The organism is Zhengella sedimenti, assembly GCF_046506625.1.
Lineage (GTDB): Bacteria > Pseudomonadota > Alphaproteobacteria > Rhizobiales > Rhizobiaceae > Zhengella > Zhengella sedimenti.
Genome location: NZ_JBKFFP010000004.1, coordinates 14,562 through 35,161 on the forward strand (window position 1 = coordinate 14,562; position 20,600 = coordinate 35,161).

A 20,600-nucleotide genomic window follows, 5' to 3' on the forward strand; every position below is an offset into this window, starting at 1 on the left:
GATTCGTGCAAGAATCGGAACATGAGCGAATCACGTGCGATGATCGCCGGCATGTCCGGCCTCGAACTGACGGCGGAAGAAAGGCACTTCTTCCGTGGTGAGCAGCCATGGGGCTACATCCTGTTCGCGCGCAATGTCGCGGATGCCGGGCAGCTCCGTGAGCTGACAGCATCGCTGCGCGAGATCGCCGGGCGTGACGTGCCGGTGTTCATCGACCAGGAAGGCGGACGCGTCCAGCGCATCAGGCCGCCGATGGCGCCGGATTACCCGCCCGGCGCCGCGCTTGGCGCGCTCTACAGGCGTGACAGGGAAGCCGGCCTGCGTGCCGCCTGGGTGATGTCCCGCCTGCATGCCTTCGACCTGAAGCGCTACGGTATCAATGCCGACTGCCTGCCCGTGCTCGACGTGCCGGTCGAAGGCGCCCACGACGTGATCGGCAACCGCGCCTATGGCAAGGATCCAGCCACCGTGGCCGAAATGGGCCGGGCCGCCGCCGAGGGCCTCCGGGCAGGCGGCGTCATGCCGGTCATCAAGCATATTCCCGGCCATGGCCGCGCCTTCGCCGACAGCCATCTGGAACTCCCCGTCGTCGATGCGAGTCCCGGGGAACTGCGCGCCCATGATTTCCCGCCCTTCAAGGCGCTGGCCGATATCCCCATGGCGATGACGGCGCATGTCGTCTATTCGGCGCTGGACCCGGACAATCCCGCGACCACGTCGCCGCGCGTGATCGCGGAGATCATCCGCGGCGAAATGGGCTTTGACGGGCTGCTGATGAGCGATGACGTGTCCATGAAGGCGCTCGCAGGCGCGTTCGGCGAGCGTACGCGCGCCATTTTCGCCGCCGGCTGCGATGTCGTGCTCCACTGCAATGGCCGGATGGACGAGATGCGCGCCGTGGCCGCCGGGGCGCCGCCGCTGGCAGGCCGGGCGCTTGAGCGTGCGCAACGGGCCGTGCTCGACCTTGGCCGTGATGACGGTGCCGATGAGAACGCCCTGCGGGCCGAATTCTCCAGCCTCTTCGAGGCCGTGGCGTGACGGGGGGCGCAAGGGTGGCGCCTGTGCACGACAGGCATGCGCGCACGCCGATGGACCAGCTCTGGTCCGAGCGCGAGGAACGGCCGTCCGGTCCGGAACTCGTCATCGATGTCGACGGCTTCGAGGGACCGCTCGATCTGCTGCTTCATCTTGCGCGCAACCAGAAGGTCGACCTGGCCCGCATTTCCGTTCTGGCGCTGGCCGAGCAGTATCTTGTCTTCATCGAGAAGGCCCGCGCGTTGAAGCTGGAACTGGCCGCCGATTACCTGGTCATGGCTGCATGGCTCGCCTTCCTGAAGTCGAAACTGCTTATCCCCAGGCCGCCGCGCGACGACGAACAGTCGGGCGAGGAAATGGCAGCGATGCTTCAATTCCGGCTGAAGCGCCTGGAGGCAATGCGCGATGCGGCCGCGCGTCTCGTCAACCGCAACAGGATCGGCCGGGACGTGTTCGTGCGCGGACAGCCCGAAGCCGTGATCGTGGATCGCAAGAACGAGTATGCCGCCTCGCTCTACGACCTGCTGATCGCCTATGCCTCGCAACGCCAGCGGCAGGCCGTTTCCCGCGTGCAGATCGCCCGGCGCGCGGTCTGGTCGCTGAAGGATGCGCGCGCGGTGCTGGAAAGGCTCGTGGGATCGATCACGGACTGGACCGCGCTTGACCGGTTCCTCGTCGATTTCCTGTCCACGCCGGAGGAACGCACGACCGCAATCGCCAGCACTTTCGTTGCCAGCCTTGAAATGGTCAGGGAAGGCGCATTGGATATCCGGCAGGACAAGGCCTTTGCGCCGATTTTCCTGAGACCGCGCGCCGTGCCGCGCGGGGGCCGGAATGCCATGGACGACGCCAATGGATGATCACGGACATGCGCCGATGACCCGCGATGACGAGCATTTTGCGCCCGGGCGCGCGGATACCGCGCCCGTGGATGCAGCTGCGCTCGCAGAAGTGGCGCGCATGGCAGAGGCGCTCGTCTTTGCCTCCGCCGATCCGGTTCCCGAAAAACTGCTCGCCGAGCGTCTGCCGGCCGGCGCACCCGTTTCCGCCGTCATGGAAAAACTCAAGGCCGATTATGCCGCGCGCGGGGTCAATCTCGTGCGGGTCGGCGATGCCTGGGCGTTCCGCACCGCCGGCGACCTGTCCTTCCTGATGAGCCGGGAGGCGGTGGAACAGAAGAAGCTGTCGCGTGCCGCGCTCGAAGTGCTCGCCATCATCGCCTACCATCAGCCGGTCACGCGTGCCGAGATGGAGGAAATTCGCGGCGTCGAAACATCGAAGGGCACGCTCGACACGCTGTTGGAAACAGGCTGGGTGCGGTTGCGGGGCCGCCGCCGCACGCCCGGCCGCCCGGTGACTTACGGAACCACCCGGGCATTCCTCGACCATTTCGGCCTGGAGGAATTGCGCGACCTGCCGGGGATGGACGAGTTGAAGGGGGCGGGGTTGTTGTCCTCGCGGATGCCTTCAGGCTTCTCCATGCCGACGCCGCTGGCTTCCCCGGATGACCTGACCGAGGACGAGGATCCCCTGAGCGATATCGATCTGGAGGAACTCGGCTTGTTGACACCGCGCGCAGGGGATGATTGACCCTGCTGGCCCGCGCTGTTTGCGCAGGCGGCAAGCGGATCGCGGCAGGCATGGCGCAGGCATGGCATTGATGCAAAAAAAGATCGGGCGCATGCCGGCGGGGGTTTCCTTCGCAGCCGAACTGGCGTTCGAGGACATTCATCACGCTTATGGCACCAAGCCGACGCTCAAGGGACTGTCCCTCGTTGCCGATGCCGGCAAGGTGACATGCCTCCTGGGCCCGTCCGGTTCCGGCAAGACGACGCTGCTGCGGATCGCTGCCGGTATCGAGAGCCAGGCAAGGGGCAGGGTGCTGCTGAACGGCCGCGAGATCGCCGGCCCGGACGTTTTCCTGCCGCCGGAGGAACGCTCCATCGGCCTTGTGTTCCAGGATTTCGCGCTGTTTCCCCACCTGACGATCCTGCAGAACGTGATGTTCGGGCTCACCGCCCTGTCGGCGGGCGAGGCGCGCGACGAGGCCATGATCGCGCTGTCGCGCGTCGGGCTGGAGCATTATGCCGGGGCCTATCCGCATGTTCTGTCGGGCGGCGAGCAGCAACGTGTGGCGCTGGCCCGCGCGATCGCGCCACGGCCGGCCGTGTTGCTCATGGACGAACCGTTTTCCGGTCTGGATTCCCGCCTGAAGGATGCCATCCGCTCCGAGACGCTGGCGATTTTGCGCCAGAGCCGCACAACCGCCATTGTCGTGACCCATGATGCGGAAGAGGCGATGCGCATGGGCGACCGTATCGCGCTGCTGAAAGATGGCCGTCTTGTGCAGGCCGGAACCGGCGACGAACTCTACCACGCGCCTGCCAACCTGTTCGCGGCCGGGTTCTTTTCGGAACTCAACTTGTTCGAATCGGTCGTGACGGGAGGAGCGGTGGAGACGCCGGTTGGCCGATTTGCGGCCGGAACGCTGGCCGACGGGACGCGGGCGACGGTGGCGATCCGCCTGGCCGGCATCGAGGTCGACCCGGCCGGCACCGCCGATGCGCGTGTGCTTTCGCGGCGGTTTCTCGGCATCGCCGAGATGGTCGATCTGGCGGTTCCGGGCGCGGAGAACACGATCCGGGCGCGTATCCGGCATGGTACACTGGAGCCTGGCCGGCGCGACATTCGCATCTCCGTGCGAAAAAGCGACGTACTTGTATTTGAAACCGGCGGCGAAAGCGCTTAAGTCACTCTCGAGAACGCACACACGAGGTTTGTCATGGGTACCTTTTCAATCTGGCACTGGATCATCGTTCTGGTGGTCGTGCTCCTGCTCTTCGGCCGCGGCAAGATTCCGGAGCTGATGGGCGATGTCGCCAAGGGCATCAAGAGCTTCAAGAAGGGCATGCAGGACGACGAAACGTCCGACAAGGCCAAGACCGTCGAACACCGCAAGGACGAGGTGGTGTCGGAAAACAAGGAAAAGTCCGCCAACTCCTGATGCCGTCCGGCATGGGGAAGGGGCGCCGCGCCCGGTTCGGGGGCGGCGTCGTGGCGTGTCTGACGGGGCGCTGGTGATATGCTCGACATTGGCTGGCCGGAACTGCTCGTAGTCGCGATCGTGATGATCATCGTCGTGGGTCCGAAGGATCTGCCGAAGATGTTGCGGACGTTCGGCAAGACGACGGCGAAGATGCGATCGATGGCCGGCGATTTCCGCCGCCAGTTCGATGACGCCTTGAAGGAAGCGGAACTGGAAGAACTGAAGTCGTTGGCCGACACTGCCCGGTCGATGAACCCGGCCAACGAGATCCGGAAAAATCTCAATCCGCTCAACAAGATCGGCGACGAGATCAAGAAGGATCTCAACGACGCAACGCGTGCGAAGCCGGCCGAGCCGGCCAAGGGCGGGGCGAAGGCCGATGGCGCCAGCCATCCCGCGGAACCTGCGAAATCGGGCGCAAGCGCGCTTCCGGGCGGGGGAGAGTCCGGCATGACGCCGAAGGACGGCGCAGAGACAGGAAAAGGCGCGTGAGCAAGAAGCAGGACGAAGTGGATATCGACGCCTCGTCGGCGCCGCTGATCGAACATCTCATCGAATTGCGCCAGCGCCTGATGTGGGCCGTGGGCGGGTTCTTCATCGCCTTTCTTCTGTGCTTCTTCTGGGCCAAGGACCTGTTCAATTTCCTGGTCCAGCCGTTCAAGTGGGCGGTCGAGTGGGCCGGGCTCGATCATCGCAAGGTCGCGCTGATCTACACCGCACCGCAGGAATTCTTCTTCACGCAGATCAAGATCGCCATGTTCGGCGGTCTGGTGCTGGCTTTTCCGCTCATCGCCGCGCAGATCTACAAGTTCATCGCGCCAGGCCTTTATCGGAACGAACGCCGCGCCTTCGTGCCGTTCCTGGTAGCGTCGCCGCTGCTTTTCCTGCTCGGTGCCGCGCTCGTTTACAGCTTCTTCATGCCCATGGTCATGTGGTTCTTCCTCGCCATGGAACAGACCGGCGGCGAGGGCCAGGTGGACATCTCGCTGCTGCCGAAGGTGTCTGAATATCTCAGCCTGATCATGACGCTGATCTTCGCCTTCGGCCTGGTCTTCCAGCTTCCCGTTGTGACCACGCTGCTCGCCCGCGCGGGGCTTGCCACGTCGGAAGGCTTGAAGGAGAAGCGCAAATACGCCATCGTCTTCGCCTTCATCGCGGCCGCAATCCTGACACCTCCCGATCCGGTGAGCCAGATCGGCCTTGCGCTGCCCACCATCCTTCTCTACGAGATTTCCATCTATACCGCGCGCCTTGTGGAGCGCGAGCGTGAGCAACGGCAGACGGATGACGACGGGGAAGGCGAAACCGAAACGCCCCCGGCGGACGAGGCGGCCGGACAGCCCGGTGAGCCGGACCTGGAGGAACAGGGCCGCGGCTCCATGCCGTGACCGGCCGGCGTGCTCTTTCCGAACCGGTTTCCCGCCCTGCCGGTCTCGCTTCGCTCGTGCGACTCGCGTAGGAAGCGCGTGCCGCAACTGACAAGGTCCGGGACTGTCCCATGCTCGATATCAAGTGGATCCGCGAAAATCCTGAAGTTCTGGACAAGGCGCTCGCCAGCCGTGGCGCGGCGCCCCAGTCAGCCGCGCTGATTGCGCTTGACGAGGAACGCCGTTCCCATATTGCGCGCCTCCAGGCGCTGCAGGAGCGCCGCAATGCCGCGTCGAAGGAAATCGGCATGGCGATGGGCCGGAAGGATGCGGAAACCGCGGAACGGCTGAAGGCGGAAGTCTCATCGATCAAGGATGAACTCCAGGCCGGCGAAGCCGTCGAGCGCGATCTGAATGCCCGGTTCACCGATGCCATGGCGCGCGTCCCCAATGTGCCTCTGCCCGACGTTCCCTTGGGCGAGGACGAGAGCGGCAATGTCGAGGTGCGCAAGGTCGGCCGCCGTCCGGAATTCGCGTTTGCCCCGAAGGAGCACTGGGAACTGGGCGAGGCGCTCGGCCTGATGGATTTCGAGGCTGCTGCAAGGCTGTCCGGCGCCCGTTTCACCGTGCTGAAAGGCGTGCTGGCCCGGCTGGAACGCGCGCTTGGCCAGTTCATGCTGGACGTTCATACCGGCGAGAATGGCTATACCGAGATCAATCCGCCGCTGCTCCTGAAGGATGATGCCTATTTCGGCACCGGGCAATTGCCGAAATTCGAGGAAGACCAGTTCTTTACCGCGCATGGTTCAAGCCGGCTGGGCCTGATCCCGACGGCTGAAGTGCCGATGACCAATCTCGTCGCCGGGCAGATCGTGGAGGCGGAAAGCCTGCCGTTCCGTTTCACCGCGCTGACGCCCTGCTTCCGCTCCGAGGCCGGATCGGCCGGCCGGGACACGCGCGGCATGCTGCGCCAGCACCAGTTCAACAAGGTCGAACTGGTGTCGATTACCGACGCCGAAACGTCACGCGACGAGCATGAGCGGATGACCGCCTGTGCCGAGGACATCCTGAAGCGGCTCGGCCTGCCCTTCCGCACGGTCGTCCTGTGCACCGGCGACATGGGCTTCGGTTCGCAGAAGACCTACGACATCGAGGTCTGGCTGCCGGGCCAGGACGCCTATCGCGAGATTTCATCCTGCTCCGTCTGTGGTGATTTCCAGGCCCGGCGCATGAATGCGCGCTACCGTGCCGCCGGAGAGAAGCAGACCCGCTTCGTCCATACGCTCAACGGTTCCGGCATCGCTGTGGGCCGCGCGCTGATTGCGGTCATGGAAAACTATCAGAACGAGGACGGGTCGATCACCGTACCGGAGGTTCTGCGTCCCTACATGGGCGGCATGGAGACCATTGCAGGCGCTTGAGGCCGCACCGGACAACAAAGAGGAGAGAGCATGCGAATCCTGCTGACCAATGATGATGGCATTCACGATGAGGGAATCGCCGTTCTCGAGCGGATTGCGCGGCAATTGTCCGATGATGTCTGGGTCGTGGCCCCGGAAACCGACCAGTCCGGCCTTGCTCACTCGCTGACGCTGTCGCATCCGCTGCGGCTTCGCAAGCTCGACGACCGCCATTTCGCCGTACGCGGCACGCCGACCGACTGTGTCATCATGGCGGTTCGCCACATCATGCCGGAAGCGCCCGATCTCATCCTTTCGGGTGTCAATTCCGGCACCAACATCGCCGATGACGTGACCTATTCCGGCACGGTGGCCGGCGCCATGGAGGGCACGCTGGTCGGCATACGCTCCATCGCGCTTAGCCAGGGATACAATTTCTCCGACGAGGGCAGGGTGGTTCCCTATGAAGTGGCCGAAACCCACGCCGTCGATGTGCTGCGCAAATGCCTGGCCGTCGACCTGCCCGAAGGCACGCTGCTGAACGTGAATTTCCCGAACTGCCGGCCCGGCGAGGTCAAGGGCGTTGCCGTGACGACGCAAGGACGCATCGTTCACGGGGTCGGTGTGGAAGAACGCCGCGACGGGCGCAACTTTCCCTATTTCTGGATCCGCTTTGCCCGCAAGGAGTTCGATGCCGTCGAGGGCACCGATATTGCCGCGCTGCGTGACGATTACATTTCCATCACACCGCTCAAGCTGAACCTGACCGCCCACGAGGCCCAGGACGCGCTCAGGAGCGCGTTCTGATGATCGGAATGCCCGGTTCGGGGACAGAAGCGCTCGCCGCCTTCGTCTTGCGGATGCGGGCGCAGGGCATCGACGACAAGCGCCTTTTCGCAGCCATTGAGGCGACGCCGCGGCGCGCCTTCATTCCGGCGGAGCATCAGCAGGCCGCCTACGGGTCCAGGTCCTGTCCGATCCCCTGCGGCGAGAGTATCGAAGGGCTCGACCTTCAGGCCAGGATCATCAACGCGCTCGACCTGCAGTCCGGCCACCGTGTCCTTGAAATCGGGACCGGATCCGGCTTCACCGCCGCGGTCATGGCGCGGATGGCATCCCGCGTCACGACGGTGGAGCGCTTCAGGACACTTGCCGGTCAGGCGGGCGAGCGGTTCCGGACCCTGGGGCTGCCAAATGTGGTCCATCGGCATGGCGATGCGGAAAAGGCCGTTGACGGCGAGGGCCCTTATGACCGGATCGTGGTCTGGGCGGCTTTCGACAACCTGCCGCGCGGTTATGTGGACCTGCTGTCGTCCGGCGGCGTGATGGTCGCCGCTGTTGGCGGTGCCGAAGAGAGTCAGTCGCTGGTCCGGCTGACGAAGGTGGGCAGCCGTTTCGAAAGGTCGGATTTCGGCCAGGTCCGCTTCCAGCCGCTGGCGCGTGGTGTTGCCGCCGCGCTTTGATCCCTGTCACCGAAGGTTGTTTTCAGCGGACCGCTCACGTCCGCAAATCGCAGGGAATCGCGCGCGCTTAACCCGTCAGTAACTCTAACGCGCTTTAATGATGTCGTGCGAGTTAGTGAGTATGGCGGGTTTCTGAACATGCGGATCACCAGTTTCAAGGGATATGCACGACACCTCTCCAGGGGAGCGGCCATCGCCCTGGTCGGTGGTGTGGCGGCCGGCTGCAGTTCCGATTCCATGCGCTTCACCGATGGCTTCTATACCGCATCGGTTCCCCCGCAGGCCACATCAGCCGCCGGCACCCAGGCCTATCCCGGCGACATCGACCGGCGCTCGACCGGTTCGGTGGCGCGTGGCAATGCGAATCTCATTCCCGGCGGGCGTGTCGCGCCCAGCGAAGGGGTCGGGTCGGTGTCGGTGTCCGGATCCAGTCCCCGCCCGCCGACCTCCGCCTATCCGGTTCGCCCCGACGGGGTCTACCGCGCGCCGGAAGCCTATCCGGGCACAGCAGGCGCAAATGTGTATCCGGCCGCGCCGGCCCGCCAGGCCGTTTCCGCGCCGTCCGTCGAGCGCCGAACCCTGGTGGCCCCGCAGCAGGCTGCCGTCGATACGATGGCGACAGGCTCGACACCTGCGCCGAAACCGGCGCCCGTCACATCCGGCGGTTCGGACAATGCGGCCAGCAGAGTTCGCGCGCCGGTGCCGGCGGTTTCCGCCAGTCAGGGCAATTCCGGAAACGAGCAGGGCTGGACGGCGTCCGGCGGTACGCGGATCACGCTGCGCGAAGGCGAGACGATCTACAACCTGTCGCGGCGCTTCGGCGTTCCGGCCCGCGAGATCATGCGTGTCAACAACATTTCCGATCCGCGTGACGTGTCCGCGGGTCAGGGAATCGTCATTCCGACCTATGTCTATTCCCACAAGGCGCCGACCTCCGCCCCGGATGCCAACCCGCAGACACAGGCAGCGAAATCATCGCGGGGCACGAAATACGACGTTCCTGCCGACAGGGTTCCGGTGCCCGGCCAGGCGCCGGCACGCAATGTTGCCGTCGTGCGGGAGACGCCGCGCCCGGAGGCCCCCCGGCCAAATGCCGTGACGGCGGGCAAGCAGAACCGTGCAACCGCCGCGACGAACTCTGGCGGAACCGGCTACACGGTCGCTTCCGGCGATTCCCTCTACGCCATCGCGCGCCGCCACGGCGTGAGCGTTGATGCCCTCAAGACCGCCAATGGCCTGGAGAGCGGTACCATTCGAGTGGGACAGAAGCTCACCATTCCAGGCCCGACCGGCGAGCCCGCGCGCACCGCTGCCGCCACGCAAAAGGTCGATCCGATCATCACGGGCGGCGCCGGACCGTCGGTGAAGTCCGGGAACGACCTGCCGACCTATACGCCGCCCAAACGCAAGGACGAGATCATCGAGCAGGCCGAGAAGGTGGCCGCCGTCGCGCCGGAGACGACCGGGATCGGCAAGTTGCGCTGGCCGGTGCGCGGACGCATCGTCTCGGCTTTCGGCGCCAATTCCGGCGGCAAGGCCAATGACGGCATCGACATCGCCGTTCCGGCCGGAACGCCGGTCAAGGCGGCCGAGAATGGCGTTGTGATCTATGCAGGCAGCGGGCTGAAGGAATTCGGCAACACGGTGCTGGTGCGCCATGACGACGGTCTCGTATCGGTGTATGGCCACAACAGCACGCTTCTGGTGTCGCGCGGCGACAAGGTCCGGCGCGGTCAGGAAATCGCCAAGGCGGGCAATTCCGGCTCCGCCAGCCAGCCCAAGCTGCATTTCGAGATCAGGAAGAACTCCAACCCGGTCAATCCGGTCGAATATCTGGAGTAAGGTTGGCGGACAGGCTGACCTCCAGGGCTCATCCGCAATCGTGCAATGCCCCGCCGCTTCCGGCGGGGCATTGTCGTTTCGGAACGCCCCCGCGGCGGACGCTTGGCATCACCCGAGCGGTTGCCCCAGCCGTCCGGCGAGATCCTGGATGAACTGCCAGGCAACGCGGCCCGAACGCCCGCCGCGCGTGACGGCCCATTCCAGCGCCTCGGCCCTGAGCGCGTCGGGGTCGATGTCGAGACCGAAATGGCCCGCATAGCCGCTGACCATGTCGAGATAATCGTCCTGCGAGCACTTGTGGAAGCCGAGCCACAGGCCGAAGCGGTCCGACAGCGACACCTTTTCCTCCACCGCCTCGCCCGGATTGATCGCGGTGGACCGCTCGTTGTCGATCATGTCGCGGGGTAACAGGTGGCGCCGGTTCGATGTGGCATAGAAGATGATGTTGTCCGGCCGGCCCTCGACACCGCCCTCCAGCGCGGCCTTGAGGGACTTGTAGGATGTGTCGTCATGGTCGAAGGAAAGATCGTCGCAGAAAAGGATCACGCGCACCGGCGCATCTTTGAGCAGCGACATCAGGCGCGGCAGCGTGTCGATGTCCTCGCGATGGATTTCCACCAGTTTCAGCGCCGGTCCGCTCAGGTCGCTCCTTCCCTGCGCCGCCACGGCATGGGCGGCCTTGACCAGGGACGACTTGCCCATGCCGCGCGCGCCCCAGAGCAGGACGTTGTTGGCCGGCAATCCGGCCGCGAAGCGTTCGGTATTGGCGACGAGAATGTCGCGCACCCGGTCCACGCCCTTGATAAGGCCGATATCGACACGGTTGACGCGGACGACAGGAGCAAGGGTGCCGGTTTCGGGCTCCCAGACGAAACAGTCGGCGGCGGCGAAATCGGGTGCCGGGGCAGGGCGGGGCTTGAGGCTCTCAACGGCCTCGGCGAGCCTGTCGAGGCGGGCGGCGATCTCATCGAGCGATATGCGGGTCATGGGTCCTCCATTCGGTCATGAGCCCGTAGCATGGCCGGTGACGCCGGAAAAGCGCCCGGGCGGTGTCTGTCGCAGTTGCATTGGGGGCCTGAACCACTATATTCCGCGCCAGTTTGCCATGCGGGATTCGACCCGCCTTCTCTCGTTTTCGCAGGAGTTTCCCGATGTTCGTCACCCCGGCATTCGCCCAGTCCGCCGCCCCCGCCGGCGGCGCCGACATTTTCATGAGCATCCTGCCGTTCATCCTGATTTTCGTGATCATGTACTTCCTCATCATCCGGCCGCAGCGCCAGCAGATGAAGAAGCGCGAGGAAATGCTCTCCGCGGTGCGCCGTGGCGACACGGTCATCACGAGCGGCGGAATCATCGGAAAGGTCGTCAAGGCCGAGGACTCCGAACTCGACGTCGAGATCGCCCAGGGCGTCAAGGTGCGCGTGCTGCGCGCCATGATCGCCGATGTCCGGGTGAAGGGCGAACCGATCGCCAACCAGAACGAAAAAGCCTGACGAGGCGCGGCCCGGGTTCCCGGGCTGGCCGACCGCAGCCGGAAACGGACTGATCCATGCTCTATTTCACGCGTTGGAAAACCATTCTCATCTGGCTGTCGGTCCTCGCCGGCCTTGTCTTCGCGGCACCCAACCTGTTCTCCCAGTCGACGCTCGATGCGCTTCCCGACTGGATGCCGAAGCAGCAGATGACGCTCGGCCTCGACCTCCAGGGCGGGTCGCATATCCTTTTGCGGATCGAGCGGGACGACATCGTCAAGGACCGGCTCGAGGCGACGCGTGATGAAATCCGCCGGCTGCTGCGTGAGGAAAGCATCGGCTACACCGGGCTCACCGGGTCGGGGCGCAACGTTCAGGTGCGCATCCGCGATGCCCAGCAGGTGACCGCGGCCAGGGAAGCCCTGTCACCGCTGACCGAGCCGGTTTCGGCGGGCATGTTCGGTGGGGGCACCATTCAGGAGGTAAGCCTTGAGGAGCCCGAGCCGGGCCTTTTGCGCTTCACGCTGACCGAGGATGGCCTCGACTATCGCACCTCGGCAGCCCTTACCCAGTCCATCGAGGTCGTCAGCCGCCGCGTCAACGAACTGGGCACCACCGAGCCCGTGATCCAGCGTCAGGGCAACGACCGCATTCTCGTCCAGGTGCCGGGTCTCGACGATCCCCAGCGCCTGAAGGACATACTCGGCCAGACCGCCAAGCTGACCTTCCAGATGGTCGACCAGTCCGTGCCGGTACAGGATGCCCTTGAGGGGCGCCCGCCTGCCGGCACCACGATCATGTATTCCAACGACGATCCGCCGGTTCCCTACCTGATCGAGGATCGCGTCATTGTTTCCGGCGAGAACCTTGTCGATGCGCAGCCCACCTTCGACCAGCGCACCTCCGAGCCGGTCGTCTCGTTCCGCTTCGACACCAAGGGCGCGCAGCGCTTCGGCCAGGCCACCCAGCAGAATGTCGGCCGCCTGTTCGCCATCATCCTTGACCAGCGGGTCATTTCCGCTCCGGTCATCCGTGAGCCGATCCTGGGTGGCTCCGGCCAGATATCGGGCTCCTTCACGGCGCAATCGGCCAATGACCTTGCGGTGCTGCTGCGTGCCGGCGCGCTGCCCGCCACGCTCACGATCATCGAGGAGCGCACGGTGGGTCCGGGCCTGGGGGCGGATTCCGTCGCCGCCGGCCAGTTGGCGGCGATGATCGGCGCGGTGCTCGTCCTCGTGTTCATGGTGCTTGCCTACGGCCTTCTCGGCGTCATTGCCAACATCGCGCTCATCGCCAACATCGGCATGATCGTGGCGCTTCTGTCCGTTCTTGGAGCGACACTCACGCTGCCGGGCATCGCGGGTATCGTGCTGACCGTCGGCATGGCGGTGGACTCGAACGTGCTGATCTACGAGCGCATACGCGAGGAGCGGCGCAATGGCCGATCGGTCATCCAGGCCATCGATGCCGGCTTCTCCCGCGCCATGGCGACCATCATCGATGCCAACGTGACGACGCTGATCGCCGCCGTAATCCTTTTCTATCTGGGCACGGGCCCCGTGCGCGGCTTCGCCGTGACGCTCGCCATCGGCATCCTGACCACGGTCTTCACCGCCTTCACCTTCACCCGCTGGATGATCGCCGCCTATGTGCGCAGCCAGCGGCCCAAGGAACTGCCGGGCGCGCTTGTCCACCTGGTTCCGGCCGTCACGAAGATCCCGTTCATGTGGCTGCGCCGCGCGACATTCAGCTTGTCGGCGCTCGCTGCCATTGGCGCGCTCGCATTGTTCGTGACCGTCAACATGAACTACGGCATCGACTTCAAGGGCGGTTCCCTCATCGAGATCAAGGCCCGTGAAGGCGCGGCCGACATCTCCGACATTCGCGGCCGCCTCGGCGAACTCAATCTGGGCGACGTCCAGGTGCAGGAATTCGGCGACCCCTCGGAGGTGCTGATCCGCGTCGAGGCGCAGGGCGGCGGCGAGAATGCCGAGCAGAGCGTGATCGCCAAGGTGCGCGACGAACTGGAGGAAGCCTACGAATTCCGCCGGGTCGAGGTGGTCGGGCCGACCGTGTCGGGCGAACTGGCGCGGGCCGGAACGCTGGGCGTCCTCGCCTCGCTCGCCGCGATCCTGCTTTACATCTGGGTCCGTTTCGAGTGGCAGTTCGCCGTCGGTGCCATCCTTGCGACGATGCACGACGTCATCATGACGATAGGATTCTTCGTCATAACGGGAATCGAGTTCAACCTTTCGTCCATCGCCGCGATCCTGACCATTGTCGGCTATTCGCTGAACGACACGGTCGTCGTCTACGACCGTGTGCGCGAGAACCTGCGACGATATCGCAAGATGCCCTTGCCGCAACTGCTCGACATGAGCATGAACGACACGCTGGCGCGCACCGTGATGACATCGGTGACAACGCTCCTGGCCCTGCTGGCGCTCTTCATGTTCGGCGGCGAGGTCATCCAGTCGTTTACCGCGGCCATGATCTTCGGTGTGGTGATCGGCACCTATTCGTCGATCTTCATCGCCGCGCCGCTACTCATCCTGTTCAATCTTCGCTCCGGCAAGGTCACGATCGAGGAGGATGAGAAGGCCGCCGGCGCGGAACCGGCCAAGGGCTGAACGATGGGTTCGGGCATCCAGATGCACCAGGCGCACTTTCCCGGTCGCGCCGCCATCGATGCCTATGGCAATGGCGGGTTCCGCTTCGCCGGGATGTCGCATCGTGGCTCGCTGATGTGCCTGCCGTCCGGTATTTACGGCTGGAAACCGTCCGATGCGGAGAATCCGACTGCCGCGGATCTGCAACGCATCTTCGATGAGGCCGGCGAAATCGAGATCCTGCTGGCGGGCATGGGCCCCGACCTGAAGCGGCTTCGTCCCGATCTCGCGCGCAGCCTGCGCGAGGCCGGCATCATCGCCGACGCCATGAGCACCGGCGCGGCGGTCAGAACCTACAATGTCCTGGTCGCCGAGGATCGCGCCGTTGCCGCTTTCTTCATAGCGGTCTGATGGAAGCCCCGGGCGCGCCATCGCTGGAAGCGCTGCTCGCCGAGCTGAAGGCGGGTGATCCGGACCGCTATCTGGCGGTCCTCTATGCCCCGGCGCAAAAGCGTGCCGATCTTGCCTCTCTCTACGCGTTCAACCTGGAGATCGCGCGCATCCGCGATGCCATCCGCGAGCCGATGGCAGGCGAAATCCGGCTGCAATGGTGGCGCGATGCGCTGTCGTCGCCAGAGGCTGGCGCCGATTCGGGCCACCCGGTCGCCGAAGCCTTCGCGAAGGTCATCGGAACATATGGCCTGCCTACATCCGCGCTGGATGCCTATTTCGAGGCGCGGATCTTCGATCTCTACGACGATCCCATGCCGTCGATGAACGATCTTGAAGGCTATTGCGGCGAGACCGCCGGGACGATCCTGCAACTGGCCGCCACGATCCTCGACCGTGACGCGGCGACCGGCACCGGTGAGGCCGCCGGCCACGCCGCCTGTGCGCAGGCCATGACCGGTCTCATCCGTTCCATGCCGCTGCACCGTGCGCGCGGCCAGTGCTACGTTCCCGCCGAACTCCTGGCCGCCAGCGGGCTCGACCGTGAAACCTATCTGGACAAGCCTGGCGCCAGACAGGCCGCGGCCCTGGTCTCGGCGCTTCGCGCCAAGGCAGCGGAACACCTCGCCCGCGCCAGCGCCGCCGCTGTGGCCCTGCCGAAAACCCTGCGCCCGGCCTATATCGTGCTCGCGCCGGTGCCGGCCTATCTCAAGGCCATTGAGCGGGCCGGGGCCGCCTGTCTGGAACAGACGCCGGAGATTTCGGCGCTTCGTCGTTCGTGGTCCTTCCTGCGCATGGGTCTGCGCGGCTGAAGGGCGGCAACGCGCTGCTTGACGTGCTGGTCCTGGCGACCGGGATGGCACCACGTTGAACCGCGGGAGGATTGCCGGTCAGGACCTGCCTGAATAACGGGACGTTTGGCAGCACTCCTTCCGGAATGCTGCTAACATGCTGTAATTGTTTATCTAAATCAGAAATCCGTCTTGACGGCGGGGCTATCGCATGGCGCAATCTCCAAGTCAACAATGCACTTGGAGGTTTCCCGTGAAGGTCAGTGACGGTTTCAGGAAGCAGATTGAGGGCTACGGTCTGACAACGGCCAGAATCGCCTACAGGATGCCCGATCACCGGTCCGTGCTGCAGGAATTCATCTGGCAGGAATACGATCTGTGGCCGAAATTTCCGGTGCTGAAGAAGTTTCTCGCCTTCTGGGAAGAGACCATCGAGGGGCCGCTTCACTCGGTCACGGTCGCCCATGCCCGGCTGATCCAGCCGGCGGAAGTGCGCGCGCTTGGCGCGGAGTTCCGGCTCCACTGAGCCGGAACCCGGTCAGGCCGGCGCGCCGAGGTCCTTGAAAACCGCCGCCCGCTTCTGCGCGCGCGCCTGGATGGCTTCCATCAGGTCTTCCGCGCGCAGCATGCCGCCGTTCCAGGTCGCGATGTAGTCCAGGCCGTCGGCGACCGAATGGTCGCGCGAAAAGGCAAGGTTGCGCTTGATGCCGGCGATGGCAAGCGGCGAGCGGGCCGCAAGCGCATCCGCCAGCAACCGTGCCTCCGCGATCATGACGTCGCGGTCGGGAAATGTGCCCGTGACAAGGCCGATACTGCGTGCCTCGGCGCTGTCGAAACGCCGCCCGGTCAGCGCCAGTTCCGCCGCGATGCCGGGGGCGATCAGCTTGGGCAGACGCTGCAAGGTGCCGACATCGGCGGCCATGCCGATATTGATTTCCTCGATGGCGAAGAACGCATCCTGCGACGCGAGGCGGATGTCGCAGGCGGTGATCATGTCGATCGCCCCGCCGATGCAGGCGCCGTGAATGGCCGCGATCACGGGGAAGGGGGCCTGTTCCAGTGCCGTGAACGTGTGTTGCAGCTTCAGGATCAGCCTGCGCAGCGTGTGGGCCGCGCGGCCCGGCTCAGCCTTCAGCATGGAGGCAATGGAATTGAAGGTGGAGAGATCCATGCCGCCGGAGAAATGGCGGCCGGCGCCGCACAGGATCGCCGCGCGCACGCTGCCCTGCGCGGTGAGGTCATCGATGATACGCGGCAGGTCCTCCCAGAAATCCGGCGACATGGCATTGGCCGTGTCCGGCCGGTTCATCGTGATTTCCGCGACCGGTCCGTTCCGTTCCACGGTGAAGAAGGGGCCTTCGGCCTTGCTCATCCATGCCTCCTGTTGTCCTGGCGGGCGCAGTTTCGTTTGCCGGGGTCCGCATGTAAAGCAGGCCGTCAGCCTTGCGGATCGGGAACCGTCATGTCCGCCGGGGCCGGTTCATTCTCCTGGATGATCGTGTTGTGCGGGCTGACGGTCTCTATGCGCCAGGGAAAGCCGGTTTCCGCGTCGATCCAGTATTTCCCTTGCATCGCCATGCCGGATGGTTGCAGCACATAGTCGAGGCTGAAGAGGTGAACCTTGCGCCCGTCCAGGTCCGCCTCGTAGTCGCAGGTGATGTTCGTCGCCGCGTCGGCCTGGGTACGCAGCGTTTCCATGGCCTGCGCCTGTGCCTCCTCCGACGATTCGCTCATCAGCGTCCACGTCTGGCCCTTGTCCGGTGTCGTGTAGAACCGGCCGCCTTCCCACAGTGTCATGGGTGTGCCGTCCTCCTCCATCGACATCCCGCGATTGTCCGGCAGGGTCAGCGCTTTCGATCGCATCGTCGTGTCGCCCATGATCGTCTGAACGTGCTGCAGGATCGCGACCGGGTGACGCACATCGGTCATGGCCGCGCGGGCATCCGCCTCGCAATCGCGCGCCAGCGCAGGGTTGGCAGAGAGCCAGAGCAGGCCAGCCGCTAGGAAAAGGTCGGTTCGGTTCGCCATGACGCGTTTCTCCGGGCACGGATGTTCTTCGCCCGGCAGCATGCCACACCCGGCACGTTTCGCCATACCCCTGATGGCGTATTACTCCGCTGCCTGGGCTTCCGGTGCCAGGCCGAGCCAGGCGCGGCAATCCGAAAGCGCGCGCGCGCTCATCGCCTGTTTCCGGGCCACGGCCTTTTCCTTGCCCCGGAAGCGCTTCACGCCTTCCGGCTTGCGGATCGCGCCGGGCTCAAGTGGCGGGAACAGCCCGAAATTGATGTTCATCGGCTGGAAGGAGCGTTTGCCCGGTTCTTCGTCGGAAACGATATGACCGCCGGTGATATGCCCGAGCAGCGCGCCGAAAGCGGTTGTTTCAGGCGGCGGCGCCAGTTCCGCCCCGAGCCTGCTAGCTGCCGCGAACCGTCCGGCCAGAAGTCCCATGGCAGCGGATTCGACATAGCCCTCGCAGCCCGTCACCTGGCCGGCGAAACGAAGGCCGGGGCGCGATTTCAGTTGCAGGGTGCCATCGAGGAGCAGCGGGGAATTGATGTAGGTGTTGCGGTGCAGGCCGCCGAGGCGGGCGAACTGGGCATCTTCAAGACCCGGAATCATGCGGAAGATGCGAACCTGTTCGGCATATTTGAGCTTCGTCTGGAACCCGACCATGTTGTACAGCGTGCCCAGCGCGTTGTCCTGGCGCAGCTGGACGACCGCAAAGGGCTTCACATCGGGCTGGTGCCGGTTGGTCAGTCCCATCGGTTTCATCGGGCCATGGCGCAATGTCTCGCGCCCGCGTTCGGCCATCACCTCGATGGGCAGGCAGCCGTCGAAATAGGGAACGCCCTCCCATTCGCGGAATTCGGTCTTCTCCCCCGCCAGGATTGCGTCGATGAAGGCATTGTACTGCGCTTCGTCGAGCGGGCAGTTGATGTAGTCCTTGCCGGTACCGCCGGGTCCCACCTTGTCGTAGCGCGACTGGAACCAGGCGGTATCGAGATCGACCGATTCGAAATGGATGATCGGGGCGATGGCATCGAAGAAGGAGAGCGACTCCTCGCCCGTTTCCTGCGCGATCGCCGCGGCAAGGCCCGGTGCGGTGAGGGGGCCGGTGGCGATGATGGCCTGATCCCAGTCTTGCGGCGGAAGACCGGTGATTTCCTCGCGCACGATGGTGACCAGCGGATGGGCTTCCAGCTTCTGCGTGACGGCATCGGCGAAACCTTCGCGGTCGACCGCGAGCGCCGATCCGGCCGGGACCTGATGGGCATCGCCACATGCCATGATCAGCGAGCCGGCCAGGCGCATTTCGGCATGCAGAAGGCCCACGGCATTGGTTTGCGCGTCGTCCGATCGGAAGGAATTGGAACAGACGAGTTCGGCCAGCCGGTCGGTCTTGTGGGCGTCGGTGCCGCGCACGCCGCGCATCTCGTGCAGGATGACCGGCACCCCCGCATTCGCGGCTTGCCAGGCGGCCTCGGAACCGGCCAGGCCGCCACCGATGATGTGAATGGGCTTCATGCCGAACTCCGTGATTGTCGCTGGCCGGGAAATAGGGCTTTTCGGCGCTGCGATCAATGCGTCGTCACCAGTGTGGACGAGTGGTCGAAACCGTCGCACCTGCCATTGCCTTGGCCGCCGTCATGGCAATAATGACGCCATGCACACTATACGTATCCTCTCCATTTGCCTGTTGGCGCCCGTTCTGGGCGCCTGCACATCCGTCTCGGCCAACTACTCCGCCTCGCTGTCCAAGGTGGCGGCATCGCGGCTGACGGTCTGCCACGGCTACAATTGCTATTTCCGCACGCAACTCGCCCTCGGCCCGGCCGACATGGAGCGGATCGGCCAGATCATGGACGCCGGCGCGGCATCGCCTGCCGCCGAGCGGCAGGCCGTTGGCGATGCGGTGGCCTATTTCGAGGACAGGGCAGGCGACACGATCGGCGTTCGCGACCGCGCCAAGTCCGAGCTCAATGAGGGCGGGACCAAGGGCCAGATGGACTGCATCGACGAATCCACCAATACGCGGACGTTCATGCTTCTTCTGCAGAAACAGGGGCTTCTGAAGCATCACACGGTCCAGACGAACGTGTCGCGCGGTTTCTTCCTGGATGCCCGTTATCCGCATTCGACGGCCGTGCTGAAGGAAACAGGGTCCGGAAAGCTCTGGGCGGTCGATAGCTGGTACGAACCGATGGGCGGCCGTCCGGACATCCTCGCGCTGGCCGAATGGAAGACCCGCGGCGTAGCCGGCGTTCGCTAGCAGGCCGGCCGGCCCGGAAGACAAAAAACACCCGCCGGGGGAGGAGATCCGGCGGGTGTCTTTATGTCAGGTTCGCGATTGGGAGGAGGAGGTCGCGAACCCATTTTCGCCGCGATTGGGAGGAGGTAATCCCGGCGAAATTCGTCAATTCCGTTCAGCGCGCCCGGCGCGCAATGAACGGAATGTCGGCGCGGGCGATGCCCAGATCGGCCAGTTCGCGGTTCGACAGGCGGTTCAGTTCGCTGATCGTCTCGCGCTCACGGCGCCAGTTGCGGTAATTGCGGATGATGTTCATCTCTTCGGACCTCGTCTTGTCAGGCCGTTCGCTTTCGTCCGGCCGTTGAGTGGAAGATAGGAGCGGGCCTGCGGTTTGTGGAGTGCCAATTCTGCAAGACAGCCATGCAATTTGTGCAATGCACAACACTCAAGACATTGATAACGCTGCGTAACCGCTCGTGATTGTGCATGTGCAACATGGATTGTGCCTTCAATCGGGTGCCGAAATCCAAATCGATTGAAGTGACCGGACCCGACGGGTGTGGCTGCGCCTGGCCTTTCGGGCGGCGTCATGCCGTTCCCGATCTTGCCGGAAAGCCTCGAAAAAACCGGATTCCGCGCCATTTTTCCTTTGAACGCCGATAGCGCGGTGATATAGAACGCGCGCTTCGGGCCGGTACGCACCGGCGGAGGCGGGTGTGGTGGAATTGGTAGACACGCCAGATTTAGGTTCTGGTGCCGCAAGGCGTGGGGGTTCAAGTCCCTCCACCCGCACCAGGCAGGCCAACCGGGCTTGAGGACAGGAAAGGCGGACCGGGAACCGGAAGCGGCGTCCCGGAGCGTCGACACGAAAGAACA

General features: G+C 64.7%; 22 protein-coding genes and 1 tRNA gene. 18 read left to right on the forward strand and 5 right to left on the reverse strand.

The window, feature by feature from the left end:
- Positions 1-21: 21 nt before the first annotated feature.
- From nagZ to ACLB6G_RS12130, 11 genes are all read left to right on the forward strand, one after another.
- A complete protein-coding gene (gene nagZ, locus ACLB6G_RS12080) occupies positions 22-1,038 on the forward strand; it encodes a beta-N-acetylhexosaminidase (RefSeq protein ID WP_410356445.1) in 1,017 nt (338 codons plus the stop codon).
- A 50-nt stretch (positions 1,039-1,088) separates the two neighbouring features.
- Positions 1,089-1,895: a segregation and condensation protein A gene (locus ACLB6G_RS12085; RefSeq protein ID WP_410356787.1), complete on the forward strand. Its 807-nt coding sequence runs from the start codon at positions 1,089-1,091 to the stop codon at positions 1,893-1,895.
- Positions 1,888-2,625, forward strand: a complete 738-nt coding sequence (scpB, locus tag ACLB6G_RS12090) for an SMC-Scp complex subunit ScpB (protein WP_410356446.1) — start codon at positions 1,888-1,890, stop codon at positions 2,623-2,625. The genes ACLB6G_RS12085 and scpB overlap by 8 nt, the downstream gene beginning before the upstream one ends.
- Positions 2,626-2,686: 61 nt before the next feature.
- Positions 2,687-3,784, forward strand: coding sequence for an ABC transporter ATP-binding protein (locus ACLB6G_RS12095; RefSeq protein WP_410356447.1), 1,098 nt, complete (start codon positions 2,687-2,689; stop codon positions 3,782-3,784).
- A gap of 33 nt (positions 3,785-3,817) precedes the next feature.
- On the forward strand, positions 3,818-4,039 hold the full coding sequence (locus ACLB6G_RS12100) for a twin-arginine translocase TatA/TatE family subunit (RefSeq protein ID WP_410356448.1): 222 nt from the start codon (positions 3,818-3,820) through the stop codon (positions 4,037-4,039).
- Between the two features lie 78 nt (positions 4,040-4,117).
- The gene (gene tatB / locus ACLB6G_RS12105) at positions 4,118-4,573 is read left to right on the forward strand and encodes a Sec-independent protein translocase protein TatB (RefSeq protein WP_410356449.1); all 456 of its coding nucleotides are present in this window, start codon (positions 4,118-4,120) and stop codon (positions 4,571-4,573) included.
- Positions 4,570-5,469, forward strand: coding sequence for a twin-arginine translocase subunit TatC (tatC, locus tag ACLB6G_RS12110; RefSeq protein WP_410356450.1), 900 nt, complete (start codon positions 4,570-4,572; stop codon positions 5,467-5,469). The genes tatB and tatC overlap by 4 nt, the downstream gene beginning before the upstream one ends.
- Positions 5,470-5,579: 110 nt before the next feature.
- Positions 5,580-6,869 carry a serine--tRNA ligase gene (gene serS, locus ACLB6G_RS12115; protein WP_410356451.1) on the forward strand — a complete coding sequence of 430 codons (1,290 nt, stop codon included), beginning with the start codon at positions 5,580-5,582 and terminating at the stop codon, positions 6,867-6,869.
- A 30-nt stretch (positions 6,870-6,899) separates the two neighbouring features.
- Positions 6,900-7,655 (forward strand): 5'/3'-nucleotidase SurE, encoded by a 756-nt coding sequence (surE, locus tag ACLB6G_RS12120; protein ID WP_410356452.1) that lies wholly within the window; start codon positions 6,900-6,902, stop codon positions 7,653-7,655.
- On the forward strand, positions 7,655-8,311 hold the full coding sequence (locus ACLB6G_RS12125) for a protein-L-isoaspartate(D-aspartate) O-methyltransferase (protein WP_410356453.1): 657 nt from the start codon (positions 7,655-7,657) through the stop codon (positions 8,309-8,311). The genes surE and ACLB6G_RS12125 overlap by 1 nt, the downstream gene beginning before the upstream one ends.
- Before the next feature lie 138 nt (positions 8,312-8,449).
- Positions 8,450-10,153: a peptidoglycan DD-metalloendopeptidase family protein gene (locus tag ACLB6G_RS12130; RefSeq protein ID WP_410356454.1), complete on the forward strand. Its 1,704-nt coding sequence runs from the start codon at positions 8,450-8,452 to the stop codon at positions 10,151-10,153.
- 108 nt (positions 10,154-10,261) lie between these two features.
- Here the strand turns inward: ACLB6G_RS12130 and ACLB6G_RS12135 are convergent, their stop codons facing one another.
- Positions 10,262-11,140 carry an ATP-binding protein gene (locus ACLB6G_RS12135; protein ID WP_410356455.1) on the reverse strand — a complete coding sequence of 293 codons (879 nt, stop codon included), beginning with the start codon at positions 11,138-11,140 and terminating at the stop codon, positions 10,262-10,264.
- Between the two features lie 164 nt (positions 11,141-11,304).
- Here ACLB6G_RS12135 and yajC point away from each other — a divergent pair, with 164 nt between their 5' ends.
- From yajC to ACLB6G_RS12160, 5 genes are all read left to right on the forward strand, one after another.
- Entirely contained in the window at positions 11,305-11,646 is a 342-nt protein-coding gene (gene yajC, locus ACLB6G_RS12140; RefSeq protein WP_410356456.1) for a preprotein translocase subunit YajC, read from the forward strand.
- Positions 11,647-11,702: 56 nt separating this feature from the next.
- On the forward strand, positions 11,703-14,255 hold the full coding sequence (gene secDF / locus ACLB6G_RS12145) for a protein translocase subunit SecDF (RefSeq protein WP_410356457.1): 2,553 nt from the start codon (positions 11,703-11,705) through the stop codon (positions 14,253-14,255).
- Positions 14,256-14,258: 3 nt separating this feature from the next.
- A complete protein-coding gene (locus ACLB6G_RS12150; RefSeq protein ID WP_410356458.1) occupies positions 14,259-14,645 on the forward strand; it encodes an Mth938-like domain-containing protein in 387 nt (128 codons plus the stop codon).
- On the forward strand, positions 14,645-15,496 hold the full coding sequence (locus tag ACLB6G_RS12155) for a phytoene/squalene synthase family protein (RefSeq protein WP_410356459.1): 852 nt from the start codon (positions 14,645-14,647) through the stop codon (positions 15,494-15,496). Before ACLB6G_RS12150 ends, ACLB6G_RS12155 begins: the two co-directional genes overlap by 1 nt.
- Before the next feature lie 190 nt (positions 15,497-15,686).
- Positions 15,687-16,001, forward strand: a complete 315-nt coding sequence (locus ACLB6G_RS12160; protein ID WP_410356460.1) for an usg protein — start codon at positions 15,687-15,689, stop codon at positions 15,999-16,001.
- Positions 16,002-16,013: 12 nt separating this feature from the next.
- Here the strand turns inward: ACLB6G_RS12160 and ACLB6G_RS12165 are convergent, their stop codons facing one another.
- The 3 genes from ACLB6G_RS12165 to trmFO form a co-directional block, all read right to left on the reverse strand.
- Positions 16,014-16,847 (reverse strand): crotonase/enoyl-CoA hydratase family protein, encoded by an 834-nt coding sequence (locus ACLB6G_RS12165; RefSeq protein ID WP_410356461.1) that lies wholly within the window; start codon positions 16,845-16,847, stop codon positions 16,014-16,016.
- Between the two features lie 65 nt (positions 16,848-16,912).
- Positions 16,913-17,503, reverse strand: coding sequence for a hypothetical protein (locus ACLB6G_RS12170; RefSeq protein ID WP_410356462.1), 591 nt, complete (start codon positions 17,501-17,503; stop codon positions 16,913-16,915).
- 81 nt (positions 17,504-17,584) lie between these two features.
- The gene (gene trmFO, locus ACLB6G_RS12175; protein WP_410356463.1) at positions 17,585-19,000 is read right to left on the reverse strand and encodes a methylenetetrahydrofolate--tRNA-(uracil(54)-C(5))-methyltransferase (FADH(2)-oxidizing) TrmFO; all 1,416 of its coding nucleotides are present in this window, start codon (positions 18,998-19,000) and stop codon (positions 17,585-17,587) included.
- Positions 19,001-19,139: 139 nt separating this feature from the next.
- On the opposite strand from trmFO, the gene ACLB6G_RS12180 reads away from it, so the two are divergent.
- Positions 19,140-19,745 carry a hypothetical protein gene (locus ACLB6G_RS12180; RefSeq protein WP_410356464.1) on the forward strand — a complete coding sequence of 202 codons (606 nt, stop codon included), beginning with the start codon at positions 19,140-19,142 and terminating at the stop codon, positions 19,743-19,745.
- A gap of 154 nt (positions 19,746-19,899) precedes the next feature.
- On the opposite strand, the gene ACLB6G_RS12185 is transcribed toward ACLB6G_RS12180, so the two are convergent.
- The gene (locus ACLB6G_RS12185; protein WP_371273327.1) at positions 19,900-20,040 is read right to left on the reverse strand and encodes a DUF1127 domain-containing protein; all 141 of its coding nucleotides are present in this window, start codon (positions 20,038-20,040) and stop codon (positions 19,900-19,902) included.
- A gap of 394 nt (positions 20,041-20,434) precedes the next feature.
- On the opposite strand from ACLB6G_RS12185, the gene ACLB6G_RS12190 reads away from it, so the two are divergent.
- Positions 20,435-20,519, forward strand: a tRNA-Leu gene (locus ACLB6G_RS12190).
- The last annotated feature ends 81 nt before the right edge of the window (positions 20,520-20,600 follow it).